The 22,224-nt window shown below is 39.9% G+C and carries 25 protein-coding genes and 1 tRNA gene; 8 read left to right on the top strand and 18 right to left on the bottom strand.

Features of this window, described 5'->3' with window-relative positions; translation table 11 throughout:
* Positions 1-216: transposase (locus EKM98_RS02515; RefSeq protein WP_164512650.1), on the top strand; the 216-nt coding region annotated here is incomplete at its 5' end.
* A gap of 54 nt (positions 217-270) precedes the next feature.
* Here EKM98_RS02515 and frr read toward each other — a convergent pair.
* The 7 genes from frr to EKM98_RS02480 form a co-directional block, all read right to left on the bottom strand.
* A complete protein-coding gene (gene frr, locus EKM98_RS02510; RefSeq protein WP_191983362.1) occupies positions 271-834 on the bottom strand; it encodes a ribosome recycling factor in 564 nt (187 codons plus the stop codon).
* A complete protein-coding gene (pyrH, locus tag EKM98_RS02505) occupies positions 831-1,556 on the bottom strand; it encodes a UMP kinase (protein ID WP_068224656.1) in 726 nt (241 codons plus the stop codon). The genes frr and pyrH overlap by 4 nt, the downstream gene beginning before the upstream one ends.
* 116 nt (positions 1,557-1,672) lie before the next feature.
* Positions 1,673-2,557: a translation elongation factor Ts gene (tsf, locus tag EKM98_RS02500; protein WP_125980368.1), complete on the bottom strand. Its 885-nt coding sequence runs from the start codon at positions 2,555-2,557 to the stop codon at positions 1,673-1,675.
* Between the two features lie 272 nt (positions 2,558-2,829).
* Complete coding sequence (gene rpsB, locus EKM98_RS02495; protein WP_125980366.1) at positions 2,830-3,651, bottom strand: 30S ribosomal protein S2; 822 nt, start codon at positions 3,649-3,651, stop codon at positions 2,830-2,832.
* Between the two features lie 238 nt (positions 3,652-3,889).
* On the bottom strand, positions 3,890-4,882 hold the full coding sequence (locus tag EKM98_RS02490; protein ID WP_125980364.1) for a D-2-hydroxyacid dehydrogenase: 993 nt from the start codon (positions 4,880-4,882) through the stop codon (positions 3,890-3,892).
* 80 nt (positions 4,883-4,962) lie between these two features.
* Positions 4,963-5,229, bottom strand: coding sequence for a GIY-YIG nuclease family protein (locus EKM98_RS02485; RefSeq protein ID WP_125980362.1), 267 nt, complete (start codon positions 5,227-5,229; stop codon positions 4,963-4,965).
* Positions 5,222-5,971, bottom strand: coding sequence for a tRNA1(Val) (adenine(37)-N6)-methyltransferase (locus EKM98_RS02480; protein ID WP_125980361.1), 750 nt, complete (start codon positions 5,969-5,971; stop codon positions 5,222-5,224). Before EKM98_RS02480 ends, EKM98_RS02485 begins: the two co-directional genes overlap by 8 nt.
* A 131-nt stretch (positions 5,972-6,102) precedes the next feature.
* Here EKM98_RS02480 and EKM98_RS02475 point away from each other — a divergent pair, with 131 nt between their 5' ends.
* On the top strand, positions 6,103-6,729 hold the full coding sequence (locus EKM98_RS02475) for a lysophospholipid acyltransferase family protein (RefSeq protein WP_125980359.1): 627 nt from the start codon (positions 6,103-6,105) through the stop codon (positions 6,727-6,729).
* Positions 6,730-6,906: 177 nt separating this feature from the next.
* On the opposite strand, the gene EKM98_RS02470 is transcribed toward EKM98_RS02475, so the two are convergent.
* Together EKM98_RS02470 and EKM98_RS02465 are read right to left on the bottom strand one after the other, a co-directional pair.
* Positions 6,907-7,131 (bottom strand): YneF family protein, encoded by a 225-nt coding sequence (locus EKM98_RS02470; RefSeq protein WP_068226225.1) that lies wholly within the window; start codon positions 7,129-7,131, stop codon positions 6,907-6,909.
* Between the two features lie 87 nt (positions 7,132-7,218).
* Positions 7,219-7,458: a DUF896 domain-containing protein gene (locus tag EKM98_RS02465; protein WP_068224674.1), complete on the bottom strand. Its 240-nt coding sequence runs from the start codon at positions 7,456-7,458 to the stop codon at positions 7,219-7,221.
* Positions 7,459-7,595: 137 nt separating this feature from the next.
* On the opposite strand from EKM98_RS02465, the gene lexA reads away from it, so the two are divergent.
* Complete coding sequence (gene lexA / locus EKM98_RS02460; RefSeq protein ID WP_125980357.1) at positions 7,596-8,216, top strand: transcriptional repressor LexA; 621 nt, start codon at positions 7,596-7,598, stop codon at positions 8,214-8,216.
* Positions 8,217-8,338: 122 nt separating this feature from the next.
* Here the strand turns inward: lexA and EKM98_RS02455 are convergent, their stop codons facing one another.
* Complete coding sequence (locus EKM98_RS02455) at positions 8,339-8,527, bottom strand: hypothetical protein (protein ID WP_125980356.1); 189 nt, start codon at positions 8,525-8,527, stop codon at positions 8,339-8,341.
* A 338-nt stretch (positions 8,528-8,865) separates the two neighbouring features.
* Positions 8,866-9,474, bottom strand: a complete 609-nt coding sequence (locus tag EKM98_RS02450; protein ID WP_125980354.1) for an Ntn hydrolase family protein — start codon at positions 9,472-9,474, stop codon at positions 8,866-8,868.
* A 379-nt stretch (positions 9,475-9,853) separates the two neighbouring features.
* Here EKM98_RS02450 and EKM98_RS02445 point away from each other — a divergent pair, with 379 nt between their 5' ends.
* The 5 genes from EKM98_RS02445 (at position 9,854) to EKM98_RS02425 (ending at position 13,099) form a co-directional block, all read left to right on the top strand.
* Positions 9,854-10,063 (top strand): hypothetical protein, encoded by a 210-nt coding sequence (locus EKM98_RS02445; protein ID WP_068224682.1) that lies wholly within the window; start codon positions 9,854-9,856, stop codon positions 10,061-10,063.
* Between the two features lie 144 nt (positions 10,064-10,207).
* Positions 10,208-10,295 (top strand) — tRNA-Ser (locus EKM98_RS02440).
* A 259-nt stretch (positions 10,296-10,554) separates the two neighbouring features.
* Positions 10,555-11,289 carry an alpha/beta hydrolase gene (locus EKM98_RS02435; protein ID WP_125980352.1) on the top strand — a complete coding sequence of 245 codons (735 nt, stop codon included), beginning with the start codon at positions 10,555-10,557 and terminating at the stop codon, positions 11,287-11,289.
* 217 nt (positions 11,290-11,506) lie between these two features.
* Positions 11,507-11,914 (top strand): hypothetical protein, encoded by a 408-nt coding sequence (locus EKM98_RS02430; protein ID WP_125980350.1) that lies wholly within the window; start codon positions 11,507-11,509, stop codon positions 11,912-11,914.
* Positions 11,915-11,926: 12 nt separating this feature from the next.
* Complete coding sequence (locus EKM98_RS02425) at positions 11,927-13,099, top strand: hydroxymethylglutaryl-CoA synthase (RefSeq protein ID WP_125980348.1); 1,173 nt, start codon at positions 11,927-11,929, stop codon at positions 13,097-13,099.
* Positions 13,100-13,303: 204 nt separating this feature from the next.
* Here the strand turns inward: EKM98_RS02425 and EKM98_RS02420 are convergent, their stop codons facing one another.
* From EKM98_RS02420 to obgE, 7 genes are all read right to left on the bottom strand, one after another.
* Positions 13,304-13,822, bottom strand: a complete 519-nt coding sequence (locus EKM98_RS02420; protein WP_125980346.1) for an adenine phosphoribosyltransferase — start codon at positions 13,820-13,822, stop codon at positions 13,304-13,306.
* 12 nt (positions 13,823-13,834) lie between these two features.
* Positions 13,835-16,144: a single-stranded-DNA-specific exonuclease RecJ gene (recJ, locus tag EKM98_RS02415; protein WP_225418510.1), complete on the bottom strand. Its 2,310-nt coding sequence runs from the start codon at positions 16,142-16,144 to the stop codon at positions 13,835-13,837.
* A 122-nt stretch (positions 16,145-16,266) separates the two neighbouring features.
* On the bottom strand, positions 16,267-16,671 hold the full coding sequence (locus tag EKM98_RS02410; protein ID WP_125980344.1) for a LapA family protein: 405 nt from the start codon (positions 16,669-16,671) through the stop codon (positions 16,267-16,269).
* A 42-nt stretch (positions 16,672-16,713) separates the two neighbouring features.
* Positions 16,714-17,511, bottom strand: coding sequence for an SDR family NAD(P)-dependent oxidoreductase (locus tag EKM98_RS02405; protein WP_125980342.1), 798 nt, complete (start codon positions 17,509-17,511; stop codon positions 16,714-16,716).
* Between the two features lie 11 nt (positions 17,512-17,522).
* Positions 17,523-18,452 (bottom strand): ribonuclease Z, encoded by a 930-nt coding sequence (rnz, locus tag EKM98_RS02400; protein ID WP_125980340.1) that lies wholly within the window; start codon positions 18,450-18,452, stop codon positions 17,523-17,525.
* 190 nt (positions 18,453-18,642) lie between these two features.
* Positions 18,643-20,556, bottom strand: a complete 1,914-nt coding sequence (locus EKM98_RS02395; RefSeq protein ID WP_125980338.1) for an acyltransferase family protein — start codon at positions 20,554-20,556, stop codon at positions 18,643-18,645.
* A gap of 228 nt (positions 20,557-20,784) precedes the next feature.
* The gene (gene obgE, locus EKM98_RS02390; RefSeq protein ID WP_125980336.1) at positions 20,785-22,080 is read right to left on the bottom strand and encodes a GTPase ObgE; all 1,296 of its coding nucleotides are present in this window, start codon (positions 22,078-22,080) and stop codon (positions 20,785-20,787) included.
* Positions 22,081-22,224 lie beyond the last annotated feature (144 nt).

The raw sequence follows: 22,224 nt of genomic DNA, 5'->3' as shown, positions 1-22,224 counted from the left end.
GCCACGCTAATCACCTTCAAGAAGAACCTAGAGATCATCCTCAATGCCAGTGAATCAAAGTATTCGAACGGTCCCATCGAGGGCATCAATCGTATGATCAAACAGATCCAGCGAACGGCTTTTGGTTTTCGTAACTATCACCATTTAGTTTCACGGATCAAACTACAACAAATGCGCACCAAACCAAATAAAAAAACAGCATTAGAAGTTGCCTAACTTCTAACGCTGTAAAATTGGCTATCAACAGGATTTGACAGAGAGCCAAATAAATTAATCACTTATGATTTCTTTTTCTTTGTCAGCAGCGATCTGATCAACTCGTTTGGTTGATTCATTAGTTAGCTTCTGCGCCTGATCTTCTAAACCATGTAAGTCATCTTCAGTTAACTCATTAGCCTTTTCACGTTTACGTAAGTCCTCCATTGCATCACGACGGGCATTGCGGACTACAATTTTTGAATTTTCAGCCTGTTTCTTAACATCTTTAGCCAATTCTGCACGTCGATCTTGCGTAAGCTGCGGAATAACTAAACGAATGGCTGTCCCATCATTAGCTGGTGAAATACCTAAATCAGAAACCAAAATAGCATGTTCAATATCCTTTAAACTCGATTTATCGTATGGTGTTACCATCAATACGCGGGCTTCTGGAATCGTAATTGTAGCAACTTGATTAAGTGGTGTTGGAACCCCATAATAGTCAACCATAACTCGACTTAAAATACCTGCATTAGCACGACCTGCCCGAATTGTTCCAAGCTCCCGCTGTAGTGCTTCTTCTGCGTTCTTCATCTTTTTTTGTGCTTCTACTAAAGCTGGATCACTTGCCATTATTCTTTCCCCCTAATTGTTGTTCCAATTTGTTCGCCTTCAACTACCCGCTTAATATTGCCAGTCTCGTTCAGGTTAAAAACAACCAGCGGAATATCATTGTCCATTGAAAGTGAGCTTGCCGTTGTATCCATTACTTGTAGGCCTTTATCAATAATATCTAAATGCGTTAGTTCTTCGTACTTAACCGCATTTTTATCCTTATTTGGATCAGCAGAATAAACACCATCAACATTATTTTTAGCCATTAAAATGACATCCGCATCAATTTCAGCAGCCCGTAAAGCAGCCGTAGTGTCCGTCGAGAAATACGGATTACCCGTTCCAGCAGCAAAAATAACAACGCGATCCTTTTCTAAATGGCGAATTGCTTTCCGCCGAATATAAGGTTCAGCAATTTGGCGCATTTCAATCGAGGTCTGAACTCGAGTTGGGACACCTTGTTGTTCCAAATTATCTTGTAACGCTAAAGCATTCATGACAGTTGCAAGCATTCCCATATAATCGGCCTGAGCACGTTCCATTCCCATTTCGGCACCAGTTTGACCGCGCCAAATATTACCGCCGCCAACGACGATCGCAATTTGGACACCAAGTTTATAAACTTCTTTAAGTTCTTTTGCCACATCTTGAATAACTGGCGGATTAATACCGAAACCCTTTTCACCGGCCAAAGCTTCGCCACTAATTTTTAAAACGATACGTTTATACTTAATATCTGCCATCTTATGACTAACCTCCGTAATGTTTTCTTCTTCATTTTAGCATACCTGACTAACTAGCGAGTAAGTTATCCAAAAAAAAGGAGCGCAGGATTCTGCGTTCCCTTACTTAAAATGAATTAACGATTCATTTCGCTTTGTACTTCAGCAGCAAAGTCTTTTTCTTCTTTTTCGATACCTTCGCCAACTTCATAACGAACAAAATGTTTAACTTTACCGTTTTTAGAACCAACGTAGTGAGCAACGGTTTGGTCAGAATCCTTAACAAATTCTTGATCGTCTAAACTAATTTCAGCTAAAAACTTGTTTAAGCGACCTTCAACAATCTTTTCAACAATTTTTTCTGGCTTACCTTCAGTTTTTGCTTCTTCAGTAAGATTAGCCTTTTCTTTAGCCATAATGTCAGCTGGTACTTGTTCACGGGAAACATATTGTGGATTGATAGCTGCAACGTGCATAGCAACATCTTTAGCAGTTGCGTCATCAGCACCTTCAACAACTGTTAAAGCGGCAATTCGGCCGCCCATGTGCCGGTAAGAACCAAAATGACCATTATCAGTTTTTTCAAGAACAGTAAAGCGGCGGAAACTAATTTTTTCACCGATTGTTGCTGTTGCGTTAATAACAGCGGCAGCAACCGTTGTTCCATCGGCCAACTTGGTTGCCTCAGCAGCCTTTTGATCGGTAGGTTTATTTTCTGCCATTGCATCTGCAATATCTTGAACTAATTTTTGGAAATCTTTGTTGTTCGCAACAAAATCCGTTTCGGAGTTAACTTCAACGATTGCCGCAACGTTGCCCTTGATTGAAACATCAGCTAATCCTTCGGCAGCTACCCGACCACTCTTCTTTTCAGCAGTCTTAACACCTTTTTCGCGCAGTGCTTCCATTGCTTTATTCATGTCACCGTCTGATGCTACTAAAGCCTTTTTAGCAGCCATCATGCCAGCGCCAGATTTTTCACGTAATTCCTTTACTTGTGCAGCAGTAATTTTAGTCGCCATAATACGACCTCCTTATTTAATTTAAAAAGAGACTGCCTTAGATATAAGGCTTGCATTACTGTGCCTACCTTTAAGACAGCCTCAAAAAATGTTTAGTTTAAATTGAAAGAGCTTCTAAAAAGCGTCCGAATTCTGAATAACAACCGCGATTAGTAAATAATTCACGTAATACACCTACTTATCAATCGTTGTTAAGTCCAGAAAGGTGCCTTTTAGACACATTTGAACTTATTTTGTTATAACCTTTAACAAAATCGCGTTTCAAAACACGCTTAATTATTACGATTTTTACCTTCAACTGCTTTTTGTAGATCAGCTAAGCTTTCGTTGCTTGGTGTTTCTGAATCCGCAGCAGCGCTATCTTCCTTCTTATCTTCAGCAGCAAAAGTCTTTTCATTGACTTCTTGTTCTTCACCTTGACGGCCTTCAACAATTGCGTCAGCCATCTTAGAAGTGATTAAACGGACAGCCCGGATTGCGTCATCGTTGGATGGAATAATAACGTCGATATCATCTGGATCAGTATTAGTATCAACCATTGCAACGATCGGAATGTTCAATTTATGAGCTTCTTGAACAGCAATCTTTTCTTTGCGTGGGTCAACGATGAATAAAACATCGGGAATCCGTGGCATATCTTCAATCCCGCCTAAGAACTTTTCAAGCTTCTCACGTTGCTTGTTTAATTGAGAAACTTCTTTCTTAGGTAACTTATCAAAGGTACCATCTTCACCCATTTGTTTGATTTCTTTTAAATGCGCAATTCGTTTTTGAATTGTCTGCCAGTTAGTTAAAGTACCACCTAACCAACGATGGTTAACGTAATATTGGCCCGCACGAGTTGCTTCTTCTTGAATAGAGTCTTGTGCTTGCTTTTTAGTACCAACAAAAAGAATGACGCCACCGTCAGCAGCAGTGTTCTTCATGAAGTCATAGGCATTATCAACTAACTTAACAGTCTTTTGTAAGTCAATAATGTAGATGCCATTCCGTTCTGTAAAAATGTATGGTTTCATTTTTGGATTCCACCGACGTGTTTGGTGACCAAAATGAACCCCAGCTTCAAGCAATTGTTTCATTGTAATTACTGCCATGATAAATTCCTCCTTGGTTTTTCCTCCCCAGCGATCAAGTAATAAGTGAACTTTGAAAAAAGCACCACGCTTATTATCACGCAAGGTGTGAATTGATGTTATTTAACACCGGTTAATATCATACCCCAAAACAAACCAGTCCGCAACTATTTTTATTAACTGTGATATTTTGCCGGTCAGCCAACAAAAAAAGCCCACAAGGATACTATCCTCGTGAGCCCTAGCCAATAAAGCAAGTTTAGAACTTAACTTCGTTCTTACTTTCACCCTTTTCGACCATTTCTGTTGCTGAATCTAAGGCAACATCAACCATGTTCTTAACGGCAGTTTCTGTATAGAAAGCAACGTGAGGTGTAACTAAGATATCACGTTGTGCCAATAAGTCACGTAAAGTTGCATCTGGTACTTCTTTGCCAGTAAAGTCGTTGTTGAAGATACCAACTTCGTTTTCGTAAACGTCAAGTACGGCACCAGCAACCTTGCCTGATTTATAACCAGCAAGTAAGTCGTTAGCATCCAACAAGTCGCCACGGGCAGTGTTAATGATATAAACGCCGTCCTTCATTTTAGCAATGGAGTCTTTGTTAATCATATGATAATTTTCTTTTGTAGCTGGAGCATGTAATGTAATGACATCAGATTGGGCCAATAATTCGTCCATTGTGTCAACGTACATACCAGTTGCTTCAAGGGCTGGATTATGGTAAACATCATAGCCGATGACTTTAGCACCAAAACCTTTATAGATGTTGATTCCGGCCTGGCCAATACGTCCAGTACCAACAACACCAACGGTCATTGTGTGTAATTCTTTAGCAATATCTGGTTCCCAACGGAAATCACCTTTTGCAGTTTTTTCGTTGAATTCTGGTGTCCGACGAAGTAATTGCATTAAACCTGTGATTGCAAGTTCAGCAATAGCACTTGGTGAATAACTTGGTACATTGGTTACTCGAACGCCATTAGCCTTAGCAACATCTGTAGGAATGTTATCAACACCGACGTTACGGATTGATAGGTCTTTAATACCAAATTCCTTCATTGCTGGAAAGATTTCTTCATCATAAGGCAATTGTTGGTAAGCGACAATGGCATCATAGCCCTTAGCCTGCTTAACCGTATTTTTGTCTAACAACTCAGAAACAAGTTTTACTTCTGCATTATGTTCTTTTGACCAAGCATTGGCATAGCCTTCTTCGTCCTTACGAACACCATAAACAATATATTTCATAATAATAGTAATTCTCCCTTCTCTAACATTAACATTATAAGCACCAGTTTAATTTTGGTAAAGGGCCAATTCAATTTTTTTCAGAAGATAGCTCCTTTAACCAGTAAAAAAAGAAGCTTTTTTGAACGCAATTGGTGTTTAAAAGCGTATTCTGCCTTCAAGGCGGCCGATTTAGTTAAGAATTCCTGTTGATAAATTAATTTTACTGGGCGGCGCTTTTTTAGACGCGTATATTTTGCTCCCTTACCAGAATTATGCGTTGCTACTCGTTTTGTAACATCCGTTGAAAAACCACCATAAAGCGTGTTGTCTGCACAAAGTAAGACGTAAAAATAAAACTTAGTCACCCGTTACCGTCTCCCCATATAATAATTTGTGAACTTCGGGTGAATAATTTCCATCCTTATCGTAAACGACTAGCGGTGGTAAGAAGCGCTGACCACCTAATTTACCATCTTTAATAAATTCGACTAACACCATATTCGCTTCTCGTTGGATCATGGGATGTACCAAACGGATTCGCTTAGCAATTAATCGGTGCTGCTGGGCTTTAGTCACTAATTCAACAAATCGTTCGGGCCGGTAGACAAAATAGGCCTTACCGTTCATCTTAAGTAACCCACTAGTGATCGTTAAGATGCTGTCTAAGTTGGTTTTTAATTCATGCCGGGCAATCGCTAAATACGGATTGGGGTTCTTTTTACTAGTTGGTAAATGAGAGAAGTACGGCGGGTTACAAGTGACGACATCAACACTATCTTTAGGAATCACTTCAAAAGTTGTCGCTAAATCTCGCTCAAAAACGTTAACCTGTCGTTCTAAATGATTTAAACGAACCGAGCGGCGTGCCATGTCGGCAAGGCGTGGTTGTAATTCAATTGCACTAATTGATCCCGCCGTTTTCTGCGTTAAAAAAAGGCCCACCGCACCATTACCTGCACATAAGTCAACGATTTGACTATGCTGGTGCAAAATTGCAAAATCAGCTAATAGGACTGCATCCAATGAAAACGAAAAGACATCTGAGCTTTGGATGATTTTAATATTTTGACTATAAAGTTGATCAATTCGTTCTCCAGGTTCAAGCATGTCGATTCCTCCACCTATTAATGTCAAAATTATACGGCAATTATTTAATTGAAACAAACAAAAGTGACATTCACAACAGAAGAAAATCTGGTATAATGATGTCTGAATTAATTCCGGAAGGGAATGCTGTTATGTTTTATTCATTTGCACGTATAGTAGTGCGTATACTAGTTTTCTTAATTAACGGCAATGCACATTACGAAAATAAAGAACAATTGCCGAAAGGTGCTTATATCTTAGTTGGGCCCCACCGTACTTGGTTTGATCCCATTTATTTTGCCTTGGCCGCCAGTCCAATGAAATTTTCATTTATGGCTAAAGAAGAATTATTTAAAAATCCAATTATTCGTTTTATTTTGGTTCACGCAAATGCCTTTCCAGTTAACCGAGCACATCCAGGTCCATCAGCAATTAAGCGCCCCGTTAAAATCTTGCGTCAAGGAAAATTATCTTTAATTATGTTTCCTTCCGGCACGCGGCACTCTAAGGAACTCAAAGGTGGTGCACTAATCATCGCTAAAATGAGTGATGTGCCCCTCGTCCCCACCGTTTATCAAGGACCACTTTCGTTCAAGCAGTTATTTAGCCGGAAACGGATTACGGTTCGTTTTGGCGAACCAATCTACGTGAGCAAGAAAACAAAAACGGATAAGGCTGGCATAGCAAAAATCGATGACCAAATGCAAACTGCATTTAACCAATTAGATCAAGAAATTAACCCGAATTTCGAATATAATCCAACACAAAAAAAGAACTGACGATGGTCAGTTCTTTTTTTTATTGATATTAATTACAATTCAATGATTGCAAGACCGATCAAATTTTTTACTTAAAGGTGGCTCAGATTTAACTTTCCTAAACCCTTTTAATTTAATTCATTATCGAGTACTTACAAAAACAATTTAAAAGCAACTCCCGAAATAAATTAACGGTTATTATTTTGACTTAGCTGCTTTTTTTGATTGAGCTTTCATTGAAGACATCATTTGATTTAGTTTTTTCTCTGATGGTTTTTGACCCATCTGCATCATCATTTGGCGCATCATATCCTCTGAAATGGGTGGATTGTCAGCTAAATAGCGTTTCATATACTGCCGGGCTCCAAAGAAGCCACCAATAACACCAAGTGCCGCCCCAATAACAAAGACCAAAATTAACATTCCCACGTCGTGTTTCTCCCTTCATAGTTAAACTCACACATAATTCTACACAACTCACGGCTAAAAGAAAAGGCTGCTTTTGGCTTTTTAGTCTTTTCGCCAACCTTTTTCCCGTTGAATTCGTTGAACCTTATCTGGTGTGATTTCCTTACCTTTTTTATCAAAGAGTTGCGTTGTTTCAATTTGTTGACGTAAATTTTCTCTAAAACTAGCAATGTATTCCTTACGTAATTGCTGTTGCTCTTGCTTTTCATCTGCTGTTAGTTCGGACTTTTTCGCCTTTGCAGCCAGCTCGTTAATTCGTTTTAGTCGTTTAGTAATTGCCATTTTAATCGACTCCCTCATTTTGTAGACTATTTTAACAAAAAAATGCGGATAATCAACCATTTAAACGCGAACATTTGTTTGAAAAGCCCATTTTTCTATGCTAAACTAAACATATTAAATAGATTGAGGTGTCAATCATGATAAAAGCCCATGAAACAAAGCAATTAGAGGTGCTCCGTTTCATTCACGAACGAGTCAATGAAAAAGGCTATCCGCCCACCGTTCGCGAAATTGGAGCGGCCGTCTCTCTTTCTTCAACGTCTACGGTGCACGGACACCTAGCTCGTTTAGAGAAAAAAGGCTACTTACAAAAGGATCCAACAAAACCGCGGGCAATTGAGCTCACACCTGACGGCTTGGCCGCATTAGGGATTACACCGGCAAAAATTCCTGTTTTAGGAACTGTAACTGCTGGTGAACCTATCTTAGCCGTTGAAGAAGCAACTGACTTTTTCCCAATTCCACCAGATATGGATGACGATGACCGCGACTTATTCATGTTGACCATTCGCGGCGAAAGCATGATTAATGCCGGAATTCTTGATGGGGATAACGTCATTGTTCGCAAACAAGCCAATGCTGATAACGGCGAGATCGTTATTGCAATGACCGCAGAAAATGAAGCAACTTGTAAACGATTCTTTAAAGAATCCGATCACATTCGCCTTCAGCCAGAAAACGACACGTTTGTCCCAATCATTTTACAAAATGTTACTATTCTGGGTAAAGTTGTGGGCCTGTACAGAAGTCATATTTAACTAACTTTAAGATTGACAACAAACTCTTTAGTTTGGCGTCAATCTTTTTATTTATCCGCGTCACCTTTAACCTGTTGTTCGCCTGGTTAAAAATGGTGCGGATCCAACTGCGTAAATCTATTTTATATTAAAGTAACCTTTTTATAGTGGTAAGCACCGGAGTTCAGGGAGTGCCGCTCAAATGGTGCAGCCGTTAGCATCGTTACAAACTCCTTAGCCCGCTTTTCTGTTGTAAAAGCACGCAATATTTCAAAGCTTGATTCGTCAGCTGTATAATCAGCAAAATAAACCACAAAAATCCAGTGATTCACAACATATTCCCCCTATTTCAATCTCAGTGCAATCCAAACAAAGAAATAGTTTAACAAAAAATTCACAAAAAGTAAACTATCCAACAATTATGTCGACTAACCCTGCTAGTGTGCTTAGCAGCTCATTTGAAACTTTTTCCAAACCCTAACAGCCCTAATCAAATTAAACTCTGAATAAAAATTTTTATTTACGGAAGTGGGACAAAAGTTGATTTTGAGTTCACTACATAACGGTAGGCCAATCCAAATTTTTTTGGCGCACGTTCTAGAGTAACAATCGGAAATAGTAAGCGGCCAGCCCTTTCGTCTCAGTGGCGCAAATTCATCAACAATCTGTCCTACTGAGATTTTTTTAATTCTAATAGCTGAATTGGACCACCAACAGTTGCAACCTGAACTTCACTCTGGGCCTTCTTAACCGTATCACTCAATAGAATTTTTATTTTAACAGTTGGTTCGATCGATTCCGCTTTAATCAGTTGCTGCTTAGTCGCGGTAGTTAAGGCTGTAACCAATTCTGGTTGGCCAAAAAAATAGGACTTAGGCAATTGCTCAGTGCCTAAAGCCAGTATTTTTAAACGACCATTAATTAGATGGATTAATTGTGGCTGGTCATCAACTAAACCCGCTAAAATAAAATCATTTTCATCTAATTTATACTGATGTATAAGTTCTTGAAAAGCCTGCACTACTTCATTAAACGTCGCCCGAGTTGATATTTGCTGTTTAAATAAAACAATTAGTTCATTCAACCGTGCCCAGTGGTGATTAAGCTGCAAACTAAACTTTCCTGCAGTGGCAATAATACAACCTGGATTCGCAAGCCAAAAAAGTTTTTGAGCGTGATCGGTGGTTATCAAACGGCTATGGTTATTAATTGTTGTCAAGCGTGAATCAGAACCAACCACAATTTGTTTTTTTGTTGCTATTACACCAACGATTGTCATCTACGCACCTCAATTTCACTTAGTTTAACACAAAAAATAAGTGTCCTGAGCAATAATAATTTATGCTCAAAACACTTATTACACCATTATAGTTTAATGGTTGGATGGCTAGCTCGCCGCTTAACATTAGTATTAACGTGTGTTCGGTTATAGCCAGCAATCCAGACTGAAAGTAGAAAAATACCGATCAGAATAGCCATTCAAATCACCTCACACTTATTTAATTAGTTAAGCTATCCATTCAATATAACATATCCTGTGAAACATGCAAGAAATAGTTGCTTTTTAACAATAACAGCACTCCAATTCCAGTATGACACTGGAAAGATATCTTTATTTTGAGAAACATGTTAGAATTGGAATCATTGAGGTGATAAAATTGATCACTATCCAAACAAATAATGATAAGGAATATAATTTAGATAATATTACTCAAGTCATTGTTTATACGCGCACAAACGGTACCCATTCATACGAGCTAAGCGAATTTTTGGATGTTAAGGATGTAAAACGCTACGTCTTCTTCCACGGTACTGATCTTGTCATGGGATTAAACCTTTCTGACATTAAATCAATCACTGTCGACTAAATCGGCAGTGATTTTTATTATCCAAGAAGATTTCTTGAAATCAAACTAGTTATGAGCCGAATAAATTGATAGTTGAATTTCGAAAGGAAAAATTGCTTTTTGCCAACCGACCAGATTTTTGGTATACTTATTGAGTGCTTTTCTGGAGAGTTGGCAGAGTGGTAATGCAACGGACTCGAAATCCGCCGAACCGGCTTATACCGGCGCGCAGGTTCAAATCCTGTACTCTCCTTAATCCAATCATTGATCCAGCAACATTCCTAAACACATTTGTGTTGGAATGTTGCTATTTTTTTGCCTGGTCTATCTTCTTTTTTAGTGAATATGTACGAGTTAAATAACTTGAATTTATACATTGATTAGAACCCGGCAAGTATAATATTAGAAGCAAATAGTTATCGCCTAAATAGGCCTGAAAAAATCATCTTTAACGCTGCCCATCAAGATCAAACTATGAAATTAATTTTAATTATGCAATTTGAAAGGCATTTATGAAAAAACTAAAAAACACTTTAATTATCTTATTAGCTTTGATACTACTCCTCGTAGGTGGCGGCTATCTCTACACGAAAAGTCAGCTTCACCATCCACAGAAAATAGCACTAGCCGCGGCAAAACAGGCTACAAAAGAAACGAATAGCTACCTCTATTTCAAGGCGCACCACCCAAAAGAAAATAAACCAACCGTTATTTTTTATCAAGGTGCCCTAGTTGACGCAGCTAGTTACAGTTCGTTGGCCCTAAAATTGGCCACTAACGGCTACAATGTTTATTTATTGAAGTCCCCCCTTGATCTGGTCATTTTGGCCCCAAATCAGGCCAAACTAATTGTTCAAAAACGGCCTAAGCAAACTTATGTTGTTGGTGGCCATTCTTTGGGAGGTGTCGTTGCCAGTCGCTTTGCTGCCAAAGCAACGACTTCAAACCTGCGCGGCGTTTTCTTTCTAGCAAGCTACCCAGATAAAAAAGGAAGCTTAGCCCACAAAAAAATAACAAGTCTATCCATCACTGCAAGCCATGATCAGGTTTTAAATTGGAAAAACTACCGGGTTGCCAAGCAATACTTACCCCAGGCGGCCGTTTTTGGCCAAATTAAAGGTGGTAATCACGCCGGCTTTGGCAATTACGGTAAACAAAAACACGATGGCACCGCCACAATTTCAAACGCCACACAACAAACAAAAATTGCACAACTACTCACCGCTTGGCTAAAAACAATCCAGTAATTAAACTTGATGATTGTCGGGTTATATCTTGAAGCCATTTTTACAAGAACCTTCCCAAAACTAATTTACCGGTTGTTTATACCCTTTCCAACCAACCAATTAAATTTTAAAAGTCATAATTCCTTTAATTTTAATTAGAAATACTGCGAACACACTCAAATTTGGTTATACTAAAAATAGTTCATCATTAGTTAAGTCCAATAAGGAGTTCGACCGCATGAAAATTTCCCCGTTAAAACTACCAGGTTTATATGACTGTTTAATTGTTTGCCTTTTATTATTAGAAATCATCATTGCAAGCCTAACGATAATTATTTCGCCCTTACAACATCTACTAGGCTTCGCCACTTTTAACGCGGGCTTAACGGAAATGACTAGTAAATTAGTTTGGCTTTGTTGGTTAGGTATTCTGCTACACCTTAACTCCTATTTTCACGCCCTACAAATACCGGCAATGATGTTAGCCAATATCTTAGGAATCGCCGCTTTTTTTATGTTGTGGTTGCTTCCCTACCATACTTTGATTCCCTTAATTTTACTCATCATTGTGATTTATTTAACGCTACAAACGGCCCAGCACAATCAGGCTAAGCAACAAAAAACGAAGCAAACAAAAAAACACTAAAGGAGTTGCGTTATGAAAATTGGTATCGATCAACTCAGTTTTTATACAACTAATTATTTTATTGACATGGCTAAATTAGCTAAAGCCCGCAACGAGGATCCAAATAAATATTTAATCGGGATTGGCCAACGTAAAATGGCAGTCATCCCGCCGACCCAAGATAGTGTCACTTTGGCGGCCAACGCTGCGGCCAAGCTACTAACACCAGAAATTAGGCAACAAATTGATACAATTATTTTTGCAACAGAATCAGGAATTGACCAATCTAAATCAGGAGCAGTCTACTTACAACGATTACTCAAGTTACCGAAAAGTGTTCGCGCCTTTGAAGTTAAACAGGCTTGTTATTCAGCAACAGCCGCCCTTCAATTTGCACGTGGTTTCGTTGCCTTACACCCTGATAAAAAAGTTTTGGTCACCGCTAGTGATATTGCCCGCTATGGATTGCATACTCCTGGTGAACCAACTCAAGGTGGCGGTGCTGCCGCTTTTATTGTCAGTGCCAATCCCCGTATTCTGGCCTTAGAAGACACCAGTACGGTTATGACCGAAGACGTCATGGATTTTTGGCGACCAAATTATGCCACTGAAGCAATGGTAGATGGGCATTACTCCGGTAACGTCTACGTCGATTTTTTCCAAGATGTTTTTAATCGTTTCAAAACACAAACGGGCATGACGATTGCCAACTTTCAGGCCTTTGCGTTTCATTTACCTTACACTAAAATGGGTCTGAAAGCCTTGCGAACTATCTTGCCTGAAGCCAGTGAGGCACAACAAGAACAACTAAAGGCCAATTTCGAAGATTCACGCGGCTACAACCAGGACGTTGGCAATCTTTATACGGGATCGCTTTATCTCAGTTTGCTCTCCCTTTTAGAAAATACAACAACGCTCCACTCAGGTGACCGAATTGGTCTATTCAGCTATGGTTCAGGTGCTGTCAGCGAATTTTTCACGGGTATCTTACAAGGCAACTTTAAGGACGCTCTACTAAAAGAATCCGAACGACAGGCATTAAATAAGCGGCAAGAAGTGGATTTGGCAACCTATGAACGGCTGTTTAACACCCAGTTGCCAACGAATGGTTCCTCCGTTGAGCTCGATACCGCTTATGAGCAAGCAACTTATTATTTAGCGGGTATTGCTAATCATCAACGTCAATACCGCGTAACAACTAAGTAATCAGTTTCAATACCTTACTCGTATTTGTATCCTCCCAGCAAACATTGTTTAATTTTAAAAAAATAGAATGGCCACCGTCAACTTTAACTATTGACGGTGGCCATTCTATTATCTTCTAAACAAGCTCACTAAGACCAGTAATACTAATTTTTCCCAATCACTGGTTTGTAATAAACAAGTATCGTTCGCCCGAATCTTTATTATTTAGAAATCCATCAAGGCCAACATATCATAATCTTTAATCTTTTCACGGCCTTTTAAGTCCTTTAATTCGATTAAAAAGGCCGTTCCGACTACAATACCGCCTAACTTTTCAACTAGCTGAATTGTTGCCGCAATTGTACCGCCCGTTGCCAATAAGTCATCGGTCACTAAAACTCGTTGCCCTGGCTTAATGGCATCCGTGTGTAAGTATAAAGTTGAACGACCATACTCTAAACCATAACTGGCCGAAATTGTTGGTCGAGGTAACTTACCCTTTTTTCGGGCCGGCGCAAAACCAATCCCAAGTTTATAAGCCACTGGACAGCCCACAATAAACCCCCGGGCCTCTGGTCCAACAATCATTTCGACACCTTTGTCCTTTGCGTACGCCGCAATCTGGTCCGTTGCTTGCGCATACGCGACACCATCGGCCATCAATGGCGATATGTCACGATAAACGACACCTTTTTCCGGAAAATCATTAACACTCGCAATATAGTCCCGTAAATTCACTGACATTCTTTTCGCTCCTTAAACAAGATCTTGTTGCTGCTTAAACCAGCTTTTCAGATCTGGGTAGTTACTATAAATCAGAACGGATTCAGATTTCATTTTTTGTTCACGTTGTTGATAGCTAGGTGCTTCCGTTAACGCATGCTTATCTGGATGCGCAACACCATTCATAACGCCATCATCTATTTTAACAAATCCTAATTCAAAAAACACTTGAATCATAAAAATTAACATTGCCTCTTTTAATTGCAAATGGCGCGCAATGGCCTTTAATTCAGTGCGAATAGCAACATTCTTGTGGCTCAATACAAACTTAAATAACCGGCCAAACTGTTGATGAGTTGGCATGCCATCCAAATAAACTGGCCGTTGTGTGTAAAAAAGCGCAATAATTCGTGTGCAATGTGCCCTTTTGAGTAATGTTGTTAAATCGGCCAAATTAACCGGCGCATCAACTAAAATAAGGGTATCATCTGTTATCGTAGTCGCTTCGCTAGCTAATACAATCTGATTAGTCGGTTCAATATAAGGCTTCAAACGTTGACTATACTTGGTATTAAAGAAAACATAGGTCCCCTGATAACTAAATAACTGCGTAGTTAAGTGCGAGGTTCGCTTATCAATAATTTCAATACCCGCACTGGCCAAATCCTTAACCATTAGCTGTAAATTAACATTACCTTGCCATTCGTTTTCCCCTAATTCACCAACGACTGTGACTTGATCGGCCGCCACAAGATCATCAACGTAACCGCCCATTCTAAAAGCAATCGCATCTAACTGATTATTTGCACCACAAAGTTTTAATTTTAAATGCGTTTTATCCGCACCTATTGCCCGAACATCGCTTAGCTTTTCCGGTGTTAATTCAAGTAATGGCGTTGGATTATCCGTCCCAAAAGGTGCCAATTTTTTAAAACCGGCCAATAAATCTGATGTTACTTCATCAACTGTTAGTTTGAGATCAACTGTTAAATCTGCAGCCCCCTGGTGAGCTAAATCCTGCTTCACGGCCGCCGCTTCTAAACCGGCACTGACGGTTGCCAGAGCAGACTTTGGCAGGGTTAACCCAGCAGCCATTTGGTGACCGCCAAAGGTTGTCATTTGTTCACGATTGGTATTAAGTGCCGCAAATAGATCAAAACCCGCCACGCTACGGCCAGATCCTTTGACGGTTTGTTCATTTTCAATATTCAATACTAAAGTGGGCTTACCCGTTTTTTCAACAATTCGGCTAGCTACAATACCTAAGACACCTTCATGCCAATTTTCGTGTGCCAAGACTAAAGTTTGTTTCACCGTATTTTCAGGCGTCGTGGCCAATTTAATTGCTTCATCATAAATAACTTTAACGTAATTTTGGCGGCGCTCATTTTGTGATTGAACAAATTTAGCTAATTGCGCCGCTTCATCTGGATCAAACGTTGTTAATAGCTTAACACCATCCTTAGCGTCTCCTAGACGACCCAAAGCATTTAAACGCGGTCCAATCCCAAACCCGATTGATTGCTCATCCAATGTCGTTTGTTTTAATTTTGCAACCTCGCAAAGTGCCGAAATACCCGGCCGTGGTGACTGTTGTAATTGTTGTAAGCCTAATGCCACCAAGACACGGTTCTCTCCAGTTAAGGAAACAATATCACAAACCGTTCCAATTGCTGCCAAATCAAGACTTTCAACTGGGACTTCCTCTAGTAGGGCCGTCGCAACCTTAAAGGCTACGCCGACACCCGCCAAGTCTGGAAAAGGATAATGACTACCTGGTAACCGCGGGTGGACGATCGCATAGGCATCAGGTAACTTAGGCGGTAACTCATGGTGATCAGTAACAATGACATCCACACCCTTGGCCTTAGCGGCAGCAATGCTATCCACTCCGCTAATCCCATTATCAACTGTAATAATTAACTTGGTTCCGCCATCCGCTAACGCTTCAAATGCAGCAACATGAGGGCCATAACCCTCTTTAAAGCGATCTGGTATATAGATCGTTACGTTAGCTCCTAAGGACTCCAATGTTTCTAGCATTAAACTAGTACTGGTAACACCATCTGCGTCATAGTCACCATAAACCGTGATTTTTTCATTAGCCATAATGGCCTGCTGAATTCGTTCAATGGCCTTTGGCATCTCACCTAAGGCCAACGGATCGTTTAATTGTTCTAAACTTGGTTCTAAAAATTGTTTAATTTCAGTTGCCTTAGTTAATCCACGACTAACTAATAATTTTGCGAGGCGCTCATCTAATTGATTCTCTGCAGCAACTTGTTTTACCGCTGTTGCATCCGGCTCAGGGCGCAATTGCCACTGGTAACTGGATTTTATCATTCGTTCACACTCCCAACCAGACTATTATAGCAAACTCGCCCACGAATAAAAGAGCAAAAAAAATGATTAGCGATTAGCTAAAATTAACAGCTAACCCTAACCACACCTTAGTTACTAAATAGTTACTGAATTTTATCGGTTGGTTTACTTTCACTGGCCGCTAAATCGGTTGCTTCAGTCTCAGCAATTTGCGCCTTTAGCGTTTTAATTTGATTATCTTTTTGAACCAATTGATCTTTAAAATCTTTAGTTTTAGCCGCAACTTGTTTTTGCACTGATTGTTTTAATTCAGCATTTTCCTTCGTCAAGGCCTTATGTTGGCGCCGAACGCCTAATGAATTAGTTGTTGAAACCAGAACTGTAATCAACGCACCTAACAATAGTGCAACTATAATAACCAAGATTAACGGCCATTTAGTTGTGCCAAAACCAAAGTTAACAACCACTGGAGCTACGTTTAAAACGGCAAAACTAACAATAATAAGAACGAGCAGTAAAATTAAGATTAACCGCCATTGATTTTTCATCTTACTACCTCCCTTTACTAATTAGTTAGAAAAAGTATCAACCTATTTTCGATTAAACACTGGCCGAGAAACAAGCCAGTCACCTAACTCTGGAAACAACGGATAAAGACGCGCAGCAACTTCCATAGGCGCGGGTGCGTTAATTTCTCTGGTTCCACGGCCAATACTAGCAATAATCCGGCGGGCAAAACGCTCTGGATCAAGCATAATTTTTGCTACGGACTGCGCATATTTTCCTGACCGATCTGCTTTCTTTATAAAATCAGTCGCCATCGGACCTGGATTAACCGTTGTTACCCAAATATTCCGCGGTCGTAGCTCTAAACGTAATGAATTACTGTAAGCAATTAAGGCCGCTTTCGAAGCCGCGTAAACGCTGGCCTTGGGTGTCGCAATTTTTCCTGCCTGTGAAGCAACGTTAATAATTGTTCCCTGGTGGTAAGCAACCATCTGTAGAGCAACTAATTGGGTTAAATAGATTGCACCTAAAGTATTAACTCGGAACATCTTTTCCATAATGGACAATTTAATATCTAGTGCATTTTCAAATTGACCAATCCCAGCATTATTGATCAAAACAGTAATCGGTCCAACTTTTTTTGTTACTGTCGCAACTAATTGTTCGATCTGTTCAGGATCACTTAAATCTACCGCGTAACTAAAGGCCGGTCGACCTGACAGTTGATGAGCCCTTTTAATCACCTGGCTTAAACGAGCCTGATTACGCGCACAGGCCACAATAGTTGCTCCACGCTGAGCCGCACAATAAACGAGTTGCTCACCTAGCCCAGTTGATGCTCCTGTTATTAAAATAACCTGATTTAACAAGTTTTTTTTCATTTCTACCACCTCTAATTTCGCAGGGGTACTTTAATTTGATCGAAATCTTTAACCACACGCGTATTCGAAAAAGTCTTTCGGGCCTCTTCTTGAAGATTCAAAGCCATTTTACCAACGTAACGCGCCGAAATATGGGTCAATAATAATTGCTGAACGCCAGATTTTTTTGCAACATCAGCAGCCTGAGCACTGGTTGAATGATAGTAGTTTGTTGCCATCTTGGCCTCAGCTTTACTAAAAGTACTTTCATGTACTAATACATCAGCATCCTTGGCTAATTTATAACTATTTTTGGTCAGGCGCGTATCACCTAAAATGGCGATTATGCGACCCTTTTGTGCAGCTCCAATAAAGTCTGGCCCGTGTAACAAAGTGCCATCAGCCAGAGTAATATCTTTCCGCGCTTTTAACTGACCATAAAGCGGCCCTGCTGGCACACCCAATTCTTTTAATTTTGCAACTAATAATTCACCTGGATGATCCTTTTCAACTACCCGGTAACCATAGCTTGCAATTCGATGATCTAAGCGCAGACACTCCACGCGAAAAGTTGCGTCATCAAAAAGTGTTCCTTCTTTAGTGATTTCAACGAAATTAAGTGGATAGCTTAAATGAGTTTCGGAAACACGTAAACTCGTCATGACGTAATCACGAATTCCCCGGGGACCATAGATTGTTAGGGTACTCTCACCACCCTGAAAGGAACGGCTACTTAAAAAACCAGGCAAACCAAAAATATGGTCACCATGTAAGTGAGTAATAAAAATTTTTTCAACCTTACGTGGTCGAATTGTTGTTCGTAAAATTTGTTGCTGTGTGCCCTCGCCAACGTCAAATAACCAGACAGCATTTCGCTCATCTAATAGCTTAAGGGCCAAGCTCGTAACATTACGAAATTTGGCCGGAGACCCAGCGCCTGTTCCTAGAAATTCTAATTCCATGATTTGTTCATCCATTTCTTTATATTACGTTCATTGTAGGCAATTTTATAACTTCCTGCAATTCTTTTATTTTAAACAACCGCACTAAATAGCTAAGGAGTTGTGACAAAAAAAGTAAATTTTGCCATAACTCCCAGCTACACCTTCAAATATTTTAATCATGTACGTCTTGAAATCTGTTGCCCAATCGTTAGTGTTGTCCATTTGATTGCATAATCGAACGAGCCACAAAATTAGCGTAGTGTTCCTTTCCCGTCGCGTTCGGGTGGACTTGATCATCATAAAACCAATCACTGTGCTGATTGCTTTCCTTATACCAATCAATAATCTTCAAATTAGGCCAGCGCCCACTGGCTGCAGTTAAAGATCTATTAACCGAATTTTGCCAACTTCTGGTCGGTACGCGAACATTGATCCAGTAAACCTGGCGTTTGGCACCACACGTTCGCATAATTTGATCTAACTGCTGGTCGGTAAATGGGCCATTCGTTCCCAAACCAATTAAAACAATATTACCTAAGACACCCTTTGCCGCGTAACTTTGAAGGAGACTTACAGCAGTATCGGCTTGACGACCAACTGAGGCATCCAGAAGCATCTTAGGAAAAATCTGCTGTAAGGTATCACCACCGTCCAACATAACTGAATCACCAATAGCCGTTACGTTTAAATCTTGCGCCTGACTAACTTGTTTTTGCGTTAAATTTGCCGCCAATTTTGTATCAATACTTTTTGCAGACTCAGTTGACGACTGGGTCGGGCCAGAGGATGACCCACTTTTCGCTTTCTGTGCTTCTGCCAGTAGAGATGACCGTTTCTTTGAATTCGCGATTTCATTGTGCTTGATATTCTTTGTTAACTGATTTGATGTTTTAGCCGCACCACTTGGCGCAACAACAAACCCGATCATCCCAACCCCAAAAATTGCAATTGCCGGAATAATAAGCAACCTACGCCGACCATAAATTGAACGTCGCTGGAAAAATTCACGTATGAAACTTAAAAAGTGCCGGTACTTAAAGTGACTAAACGGTCGTTCAATTAATCGATAAGATAATTCACTGATTAAAAGAATTAAAATTAACTGAATCACACCATGAAGCACAGGAGAATTCGCGATATCTTTAACCTGATTCTCGTAGAAAATCATCACTGGAAATTGATACAAATAGATTCCATAACTACGTTGACCGACCCAAGTAAACACTCGATTCGTATAAAAACGATTTAGATCAGCCGCTGGATTAACAATTACTGCCGTCAATAAAGCAATAACAATTGTGAACAAATACATACCACCACGATAAAGAAAAGTACTTTGTGCTGGCAGCGTAAAAAATAGAACAATCACTAAAATTGATGTCACAATTCCGATAGCATCCAGTAATAGGCGCTGTGCTCGTGCCACCTCAGCCTTAAGGTGAGTGCTAGGCCAAATAACAGCCAGTGCTGCACCAACTAAAATCGCAAAAAAACGAGTATCAGTTCCATAATAAACTCGACTGGGATCATGTCCCGGCACAAATAGAAATGCCATTAGGCCCGCAGAAAGTAGACTAAGGCCGAATAACCATCCGGCCATTTTACGCCGCTTCTTAACAAAGAGGATCAGTCCAACAATAATAAAAGGCCAAATTAAATAAAACTGACCTTCAATTGATAACGTCCATAAATGCGTAAAGGGAGATTCATTGTTAGCAAACCGTTCAAAATAGGATTGGCCATGCGTAATCTGCCACCAATTATAAAAGTAACCAAGATTACTAACCATAATGCCTCGTAAGTTATTCAATAACTGGCGCTGAAATAAAGTTATATAAGCCGCCGTTGAAAACAACATGGCAACTAATGCCGGATAAAGCCGCGTTATTCGCCGCCGATAAAAACCTAATAAATCAATTTTGCCATTTTGTTCCCACTCTTGGATTAGAAGATCAGTAATTAAATAACCGGTTAAAACAAGAAAAATTACAACGCCTAGGTAGCCACCTGGAACAGTAAAGGGAATTAAATGATATAAAATAACGCCCACCACTGCTAAGGTACGCAAACCACTAAGTCCGGTAATATAGCGACTATTTGCCAGTCTCTTTTTATGTTCCATTTATTTATAAGCCTCAATTAATCATATACATCAAATAGTCAATAGTAGGAAATAAAAGGCCGTTAAATCTAAGCCTGCTAGCATAAGCAATCTTATATATAACAGCATGAATTAACGCTGAAAAGGAAAAATTCAGATTGCTGTTACAAACTTAAAAATTCAACATTTGACGACCACTAGCGCCGCCCCTTTCGTTCCAATTCTCTTTCATCATTCAACTAATAATAATTATTCAACAAACTCAAATGTAAAATCAAGAATTGATACTAAATCACCATTTTTAGCGCCATTTTGTCGTAGTGCGTCATCAACACCCATCCCACGTATCTGCCGGGCAAAACGCATAAGGCTCTCATCACGATCTAAATTAGTCATCTTATAAAGCCGTTCAACACGTTCGCCGGCCACAACAAAGGTACCTTCCTCATCCTTAGTAACCGTAAAATCAGGTTGATCCGCTTTATATTCATATAATTTCTCGGCTGCCGGTTCTTCGTCCTGATACAGTGGAAAGCTTGGAGTCTCATCTAGTAAATCTGCCGCCTGTTGTAGTAATGGGGTTAATCCTTGGTGTGTGAGTGCCGAAATTGGAAAAATTGCTGTATCTTTAGCTGTTGTTTCTGCCAATTTACGCTTGAAATTTTCTAAATTTTCGGCACTATCTGGCATATCCATTTTAGTTGCCACAATTAATTGTGGTCGTTTTAATAAGCTAGGATCATACTTTTCTAATTCACGGTTAATTTTACCAAAATCCGCAAATGGATCTTGTTCATCTACACCACTCATATCAACTAAATGAAGTAAAACGCGGGTACGTTCAATGTGGCGTAAGAATTCAATTCCAAGTCCAACGCCATTTGAAGCTCCTTCAATTAAACCAGGCATATCCGCTACTGCAAAGCTCCGATCGTCATCTAAACTAACCATTCCTAAATTTGGAACCAAAGTTGTAAACTGATAGGCACCAATCTTGGGTTTCGCGCTAGTAATGACTGACAATAAAGTTGATTTGCCAACTGAAGGAAAGCCAATTAAACCAACATCGGCTAACACTTTCAATTCTAAACTAACCTGGCGCTCAATGCCTGGTTCGCCATTTTCAGAAATTTCTGGTGCCGGATTTTTTGGTGAGGCAAAATGGATATTTCCGCGGCCACCACGGCCACCTTTGGCAATAATGACCTCTTGTCCATTCTCAGTGAGATCGGCTAAAAGAGCGTCCGTTTCAACATCCCGAACAGTTGTACCCGGCGGCACGCTAATAAAGGTATCTTTAGCACCACGGCCAGTCATTCCTTTGTTCATACCTCGCTCACCATTTTGAGCCTTAAAAATATGTTTATATCGAAAATCCATTAAGGTTCGTAAACCTTCATCAACGCGCAAAGTAATATTACCGCCGCGACCACCATCACCACCGGCAGGTCCGCCAAGTGGTACAAATTTTTCCCGTCGAAAAGCTACCATACCATCGCCGCCTTTACCGGCGCGCGCTGTAATCTTAACTTGATCAATAAACAAGTTATAGCCCCTCCCTTCCTGTGTTTGTATCTTTCCCATTGTAAAGAAAATACGGCTATTTGTCCATAGAAAACGAAACATATGTACGCTTCGTTATTGACCGCTTTAAACGCTTTTGAACGTTTATGAATAAAAAAGATTGAT

Source organism: Loigolactobacillus iwatensis (genome assembly GCF_003950295.1).
GTDB classification, from domain to species: Bacteria; Bacillota; Bacilli; order Lactobacillales; family Lactobacillaceae; genus Loigolactobacillus; species Loigolactobacillus iwatensis.
This window is presented reverse-complemented; position numbering and strand designations above follow the sequence as displayed.

What these genes read in the sequence shown, in the direction of transcription:
- pyrH (WP_068224656.1), bottom strand. Translation starts at nt 1,556, where the DNA reads ATGGCAGATATTAAGTATAAACGTATCGTTTTAAAAATTAGTGGCGAA.
- tsf (WP_125980368.1), bottom strand. Translation starts at nt 2,557, where the DNA reads ATGGCGACTAAAATTACTGCTGCACAAGTAAAGGAATTACGTGAAAAA.
- rpsB (WP_125980366.1), bottom strand. Translation starts at nt 3,651, where the DNA reads ATGGCAGTAATTACAATGAAACAATTGCTTGAAGCTGGGGTTCATTTT.
- EKM98_RS02490 (WP_125980364.1), bottom strand. Translation starts at nt 4,882, where the DNA reads ATGAAATATATTGTTTATGGTGTTCGTAAGGACGAAGAAGGCTATGCC.
- EKM98_RS02480 (WP_125980361.1), bottom strand. Translation starts at nt 5,971, where the DNA reads ATGCTTGAACCTGGAGAACGAATTGATCAACTTTATAGTCAAAATATT.
- EKM98_RS02475 (WP_125980359.1), top strand. Translation starts at nt 6,103, where the DNA reads ATGTTTTATTCATTTGCACGTATAGTAGTGCGTATACTAGTTTTCTTA.
- EKM98_RS02470 (WP_068226225.1), bottom strand. Translation starts at nt 7,131, where the DNA reads ATGTTAATTTTGGTCTTTGTTATTGGGGCGGCACTTGGTGTTATTGGT.
- EKM98_RS02465 (WP_068224674.1), bottom strand. Translation starts at nt 7,458, where the DNA reads ATGGCAATTACTAAACGACTAAAACGAATTAACGAGCTGGCTGCAAAG.
- lexA (WP_125980357.1), top strand. Translation starts at nt 7,596, where the DNA reads ATGATAAAAGCCCATGAAACAAAGCAATTAGAGGTGCTCCGTTTCATT.
- EKM98_RS02450 (WP_125980354.1), bottom strand. Translation starts at nt 9,474, where the DNA reads ATGACAATCGTTGGTGTAATAGCAACAAAAAAACAAATTGTGGTTGGT.
- EKM98_RS02435 (WP_125980352.1), top strand. Translation starts at nt 10,555, where the DNA reads ATGAAAAAACTAAAAAACACTTTAATTATCTTATTAGCTTTGATACTA.
- EKM98_RS02430 (WP_125980350.1), top strand. Translation starts at nt 11,507, where the DNA reads ATGAAAATTTCCCCGTTAAAACTACCAGGTTTATATGACTGTTTAATT.
- EKM98_RS02425 (WP_125980348.1), top strand. Translation starts at nt 11,927, where the DNA reads ATGAAAATTGGTATCGATCAACTCAGTTTTTATACAACTAATTATTTT.
- EKM98_RS02420 (WP_125980346.1), bottom strand. Translation starts at nt 13,822, where the DNA reads ATGTCAGTGAATTTACGGGACTATATTGCGAGTGTTAATGATTTTCCG.
- recJ (WP_225418510.1), bottom strand. Translation starts at nt 16,144, where the DNA reads ATGATAAAATCCAGTTACCAGTGGCAATTGCGCCCTGAGCCGGATGCA.
- EKM98_RS02410 (WP_125980344.1), bottom strand. Translation starts at nt 16,671, where the DNA reads ATGAAAAATCAATGGCGGTTAATCTTAATTTTACTGCTCGTTCTTATT.
- EKM98_RS02405 (WP_125980342.1), bottom strand. Translation starts at nt 17,511, where the DNA reads ATGAAAAAAAACTTGTTAAATCAGGTTATTTTAATAACAGGAGCATCA.
- rnz (WP_125980340.1), bottom strand. Translation starts at nt 18,452, where the DNA reads ATGGAATTAGAATTTCTAGGAACAGGCGCTGGGTCTCCGGCCAAATTT.
- EKM98_RS02395 (WP_125980338.1), bottom strand. Translation starts at nt 20,556, where the DNA reads ATGGAACATAAAAAGAGACTGGCAAATAGTCGCTATATTACCGGACTT.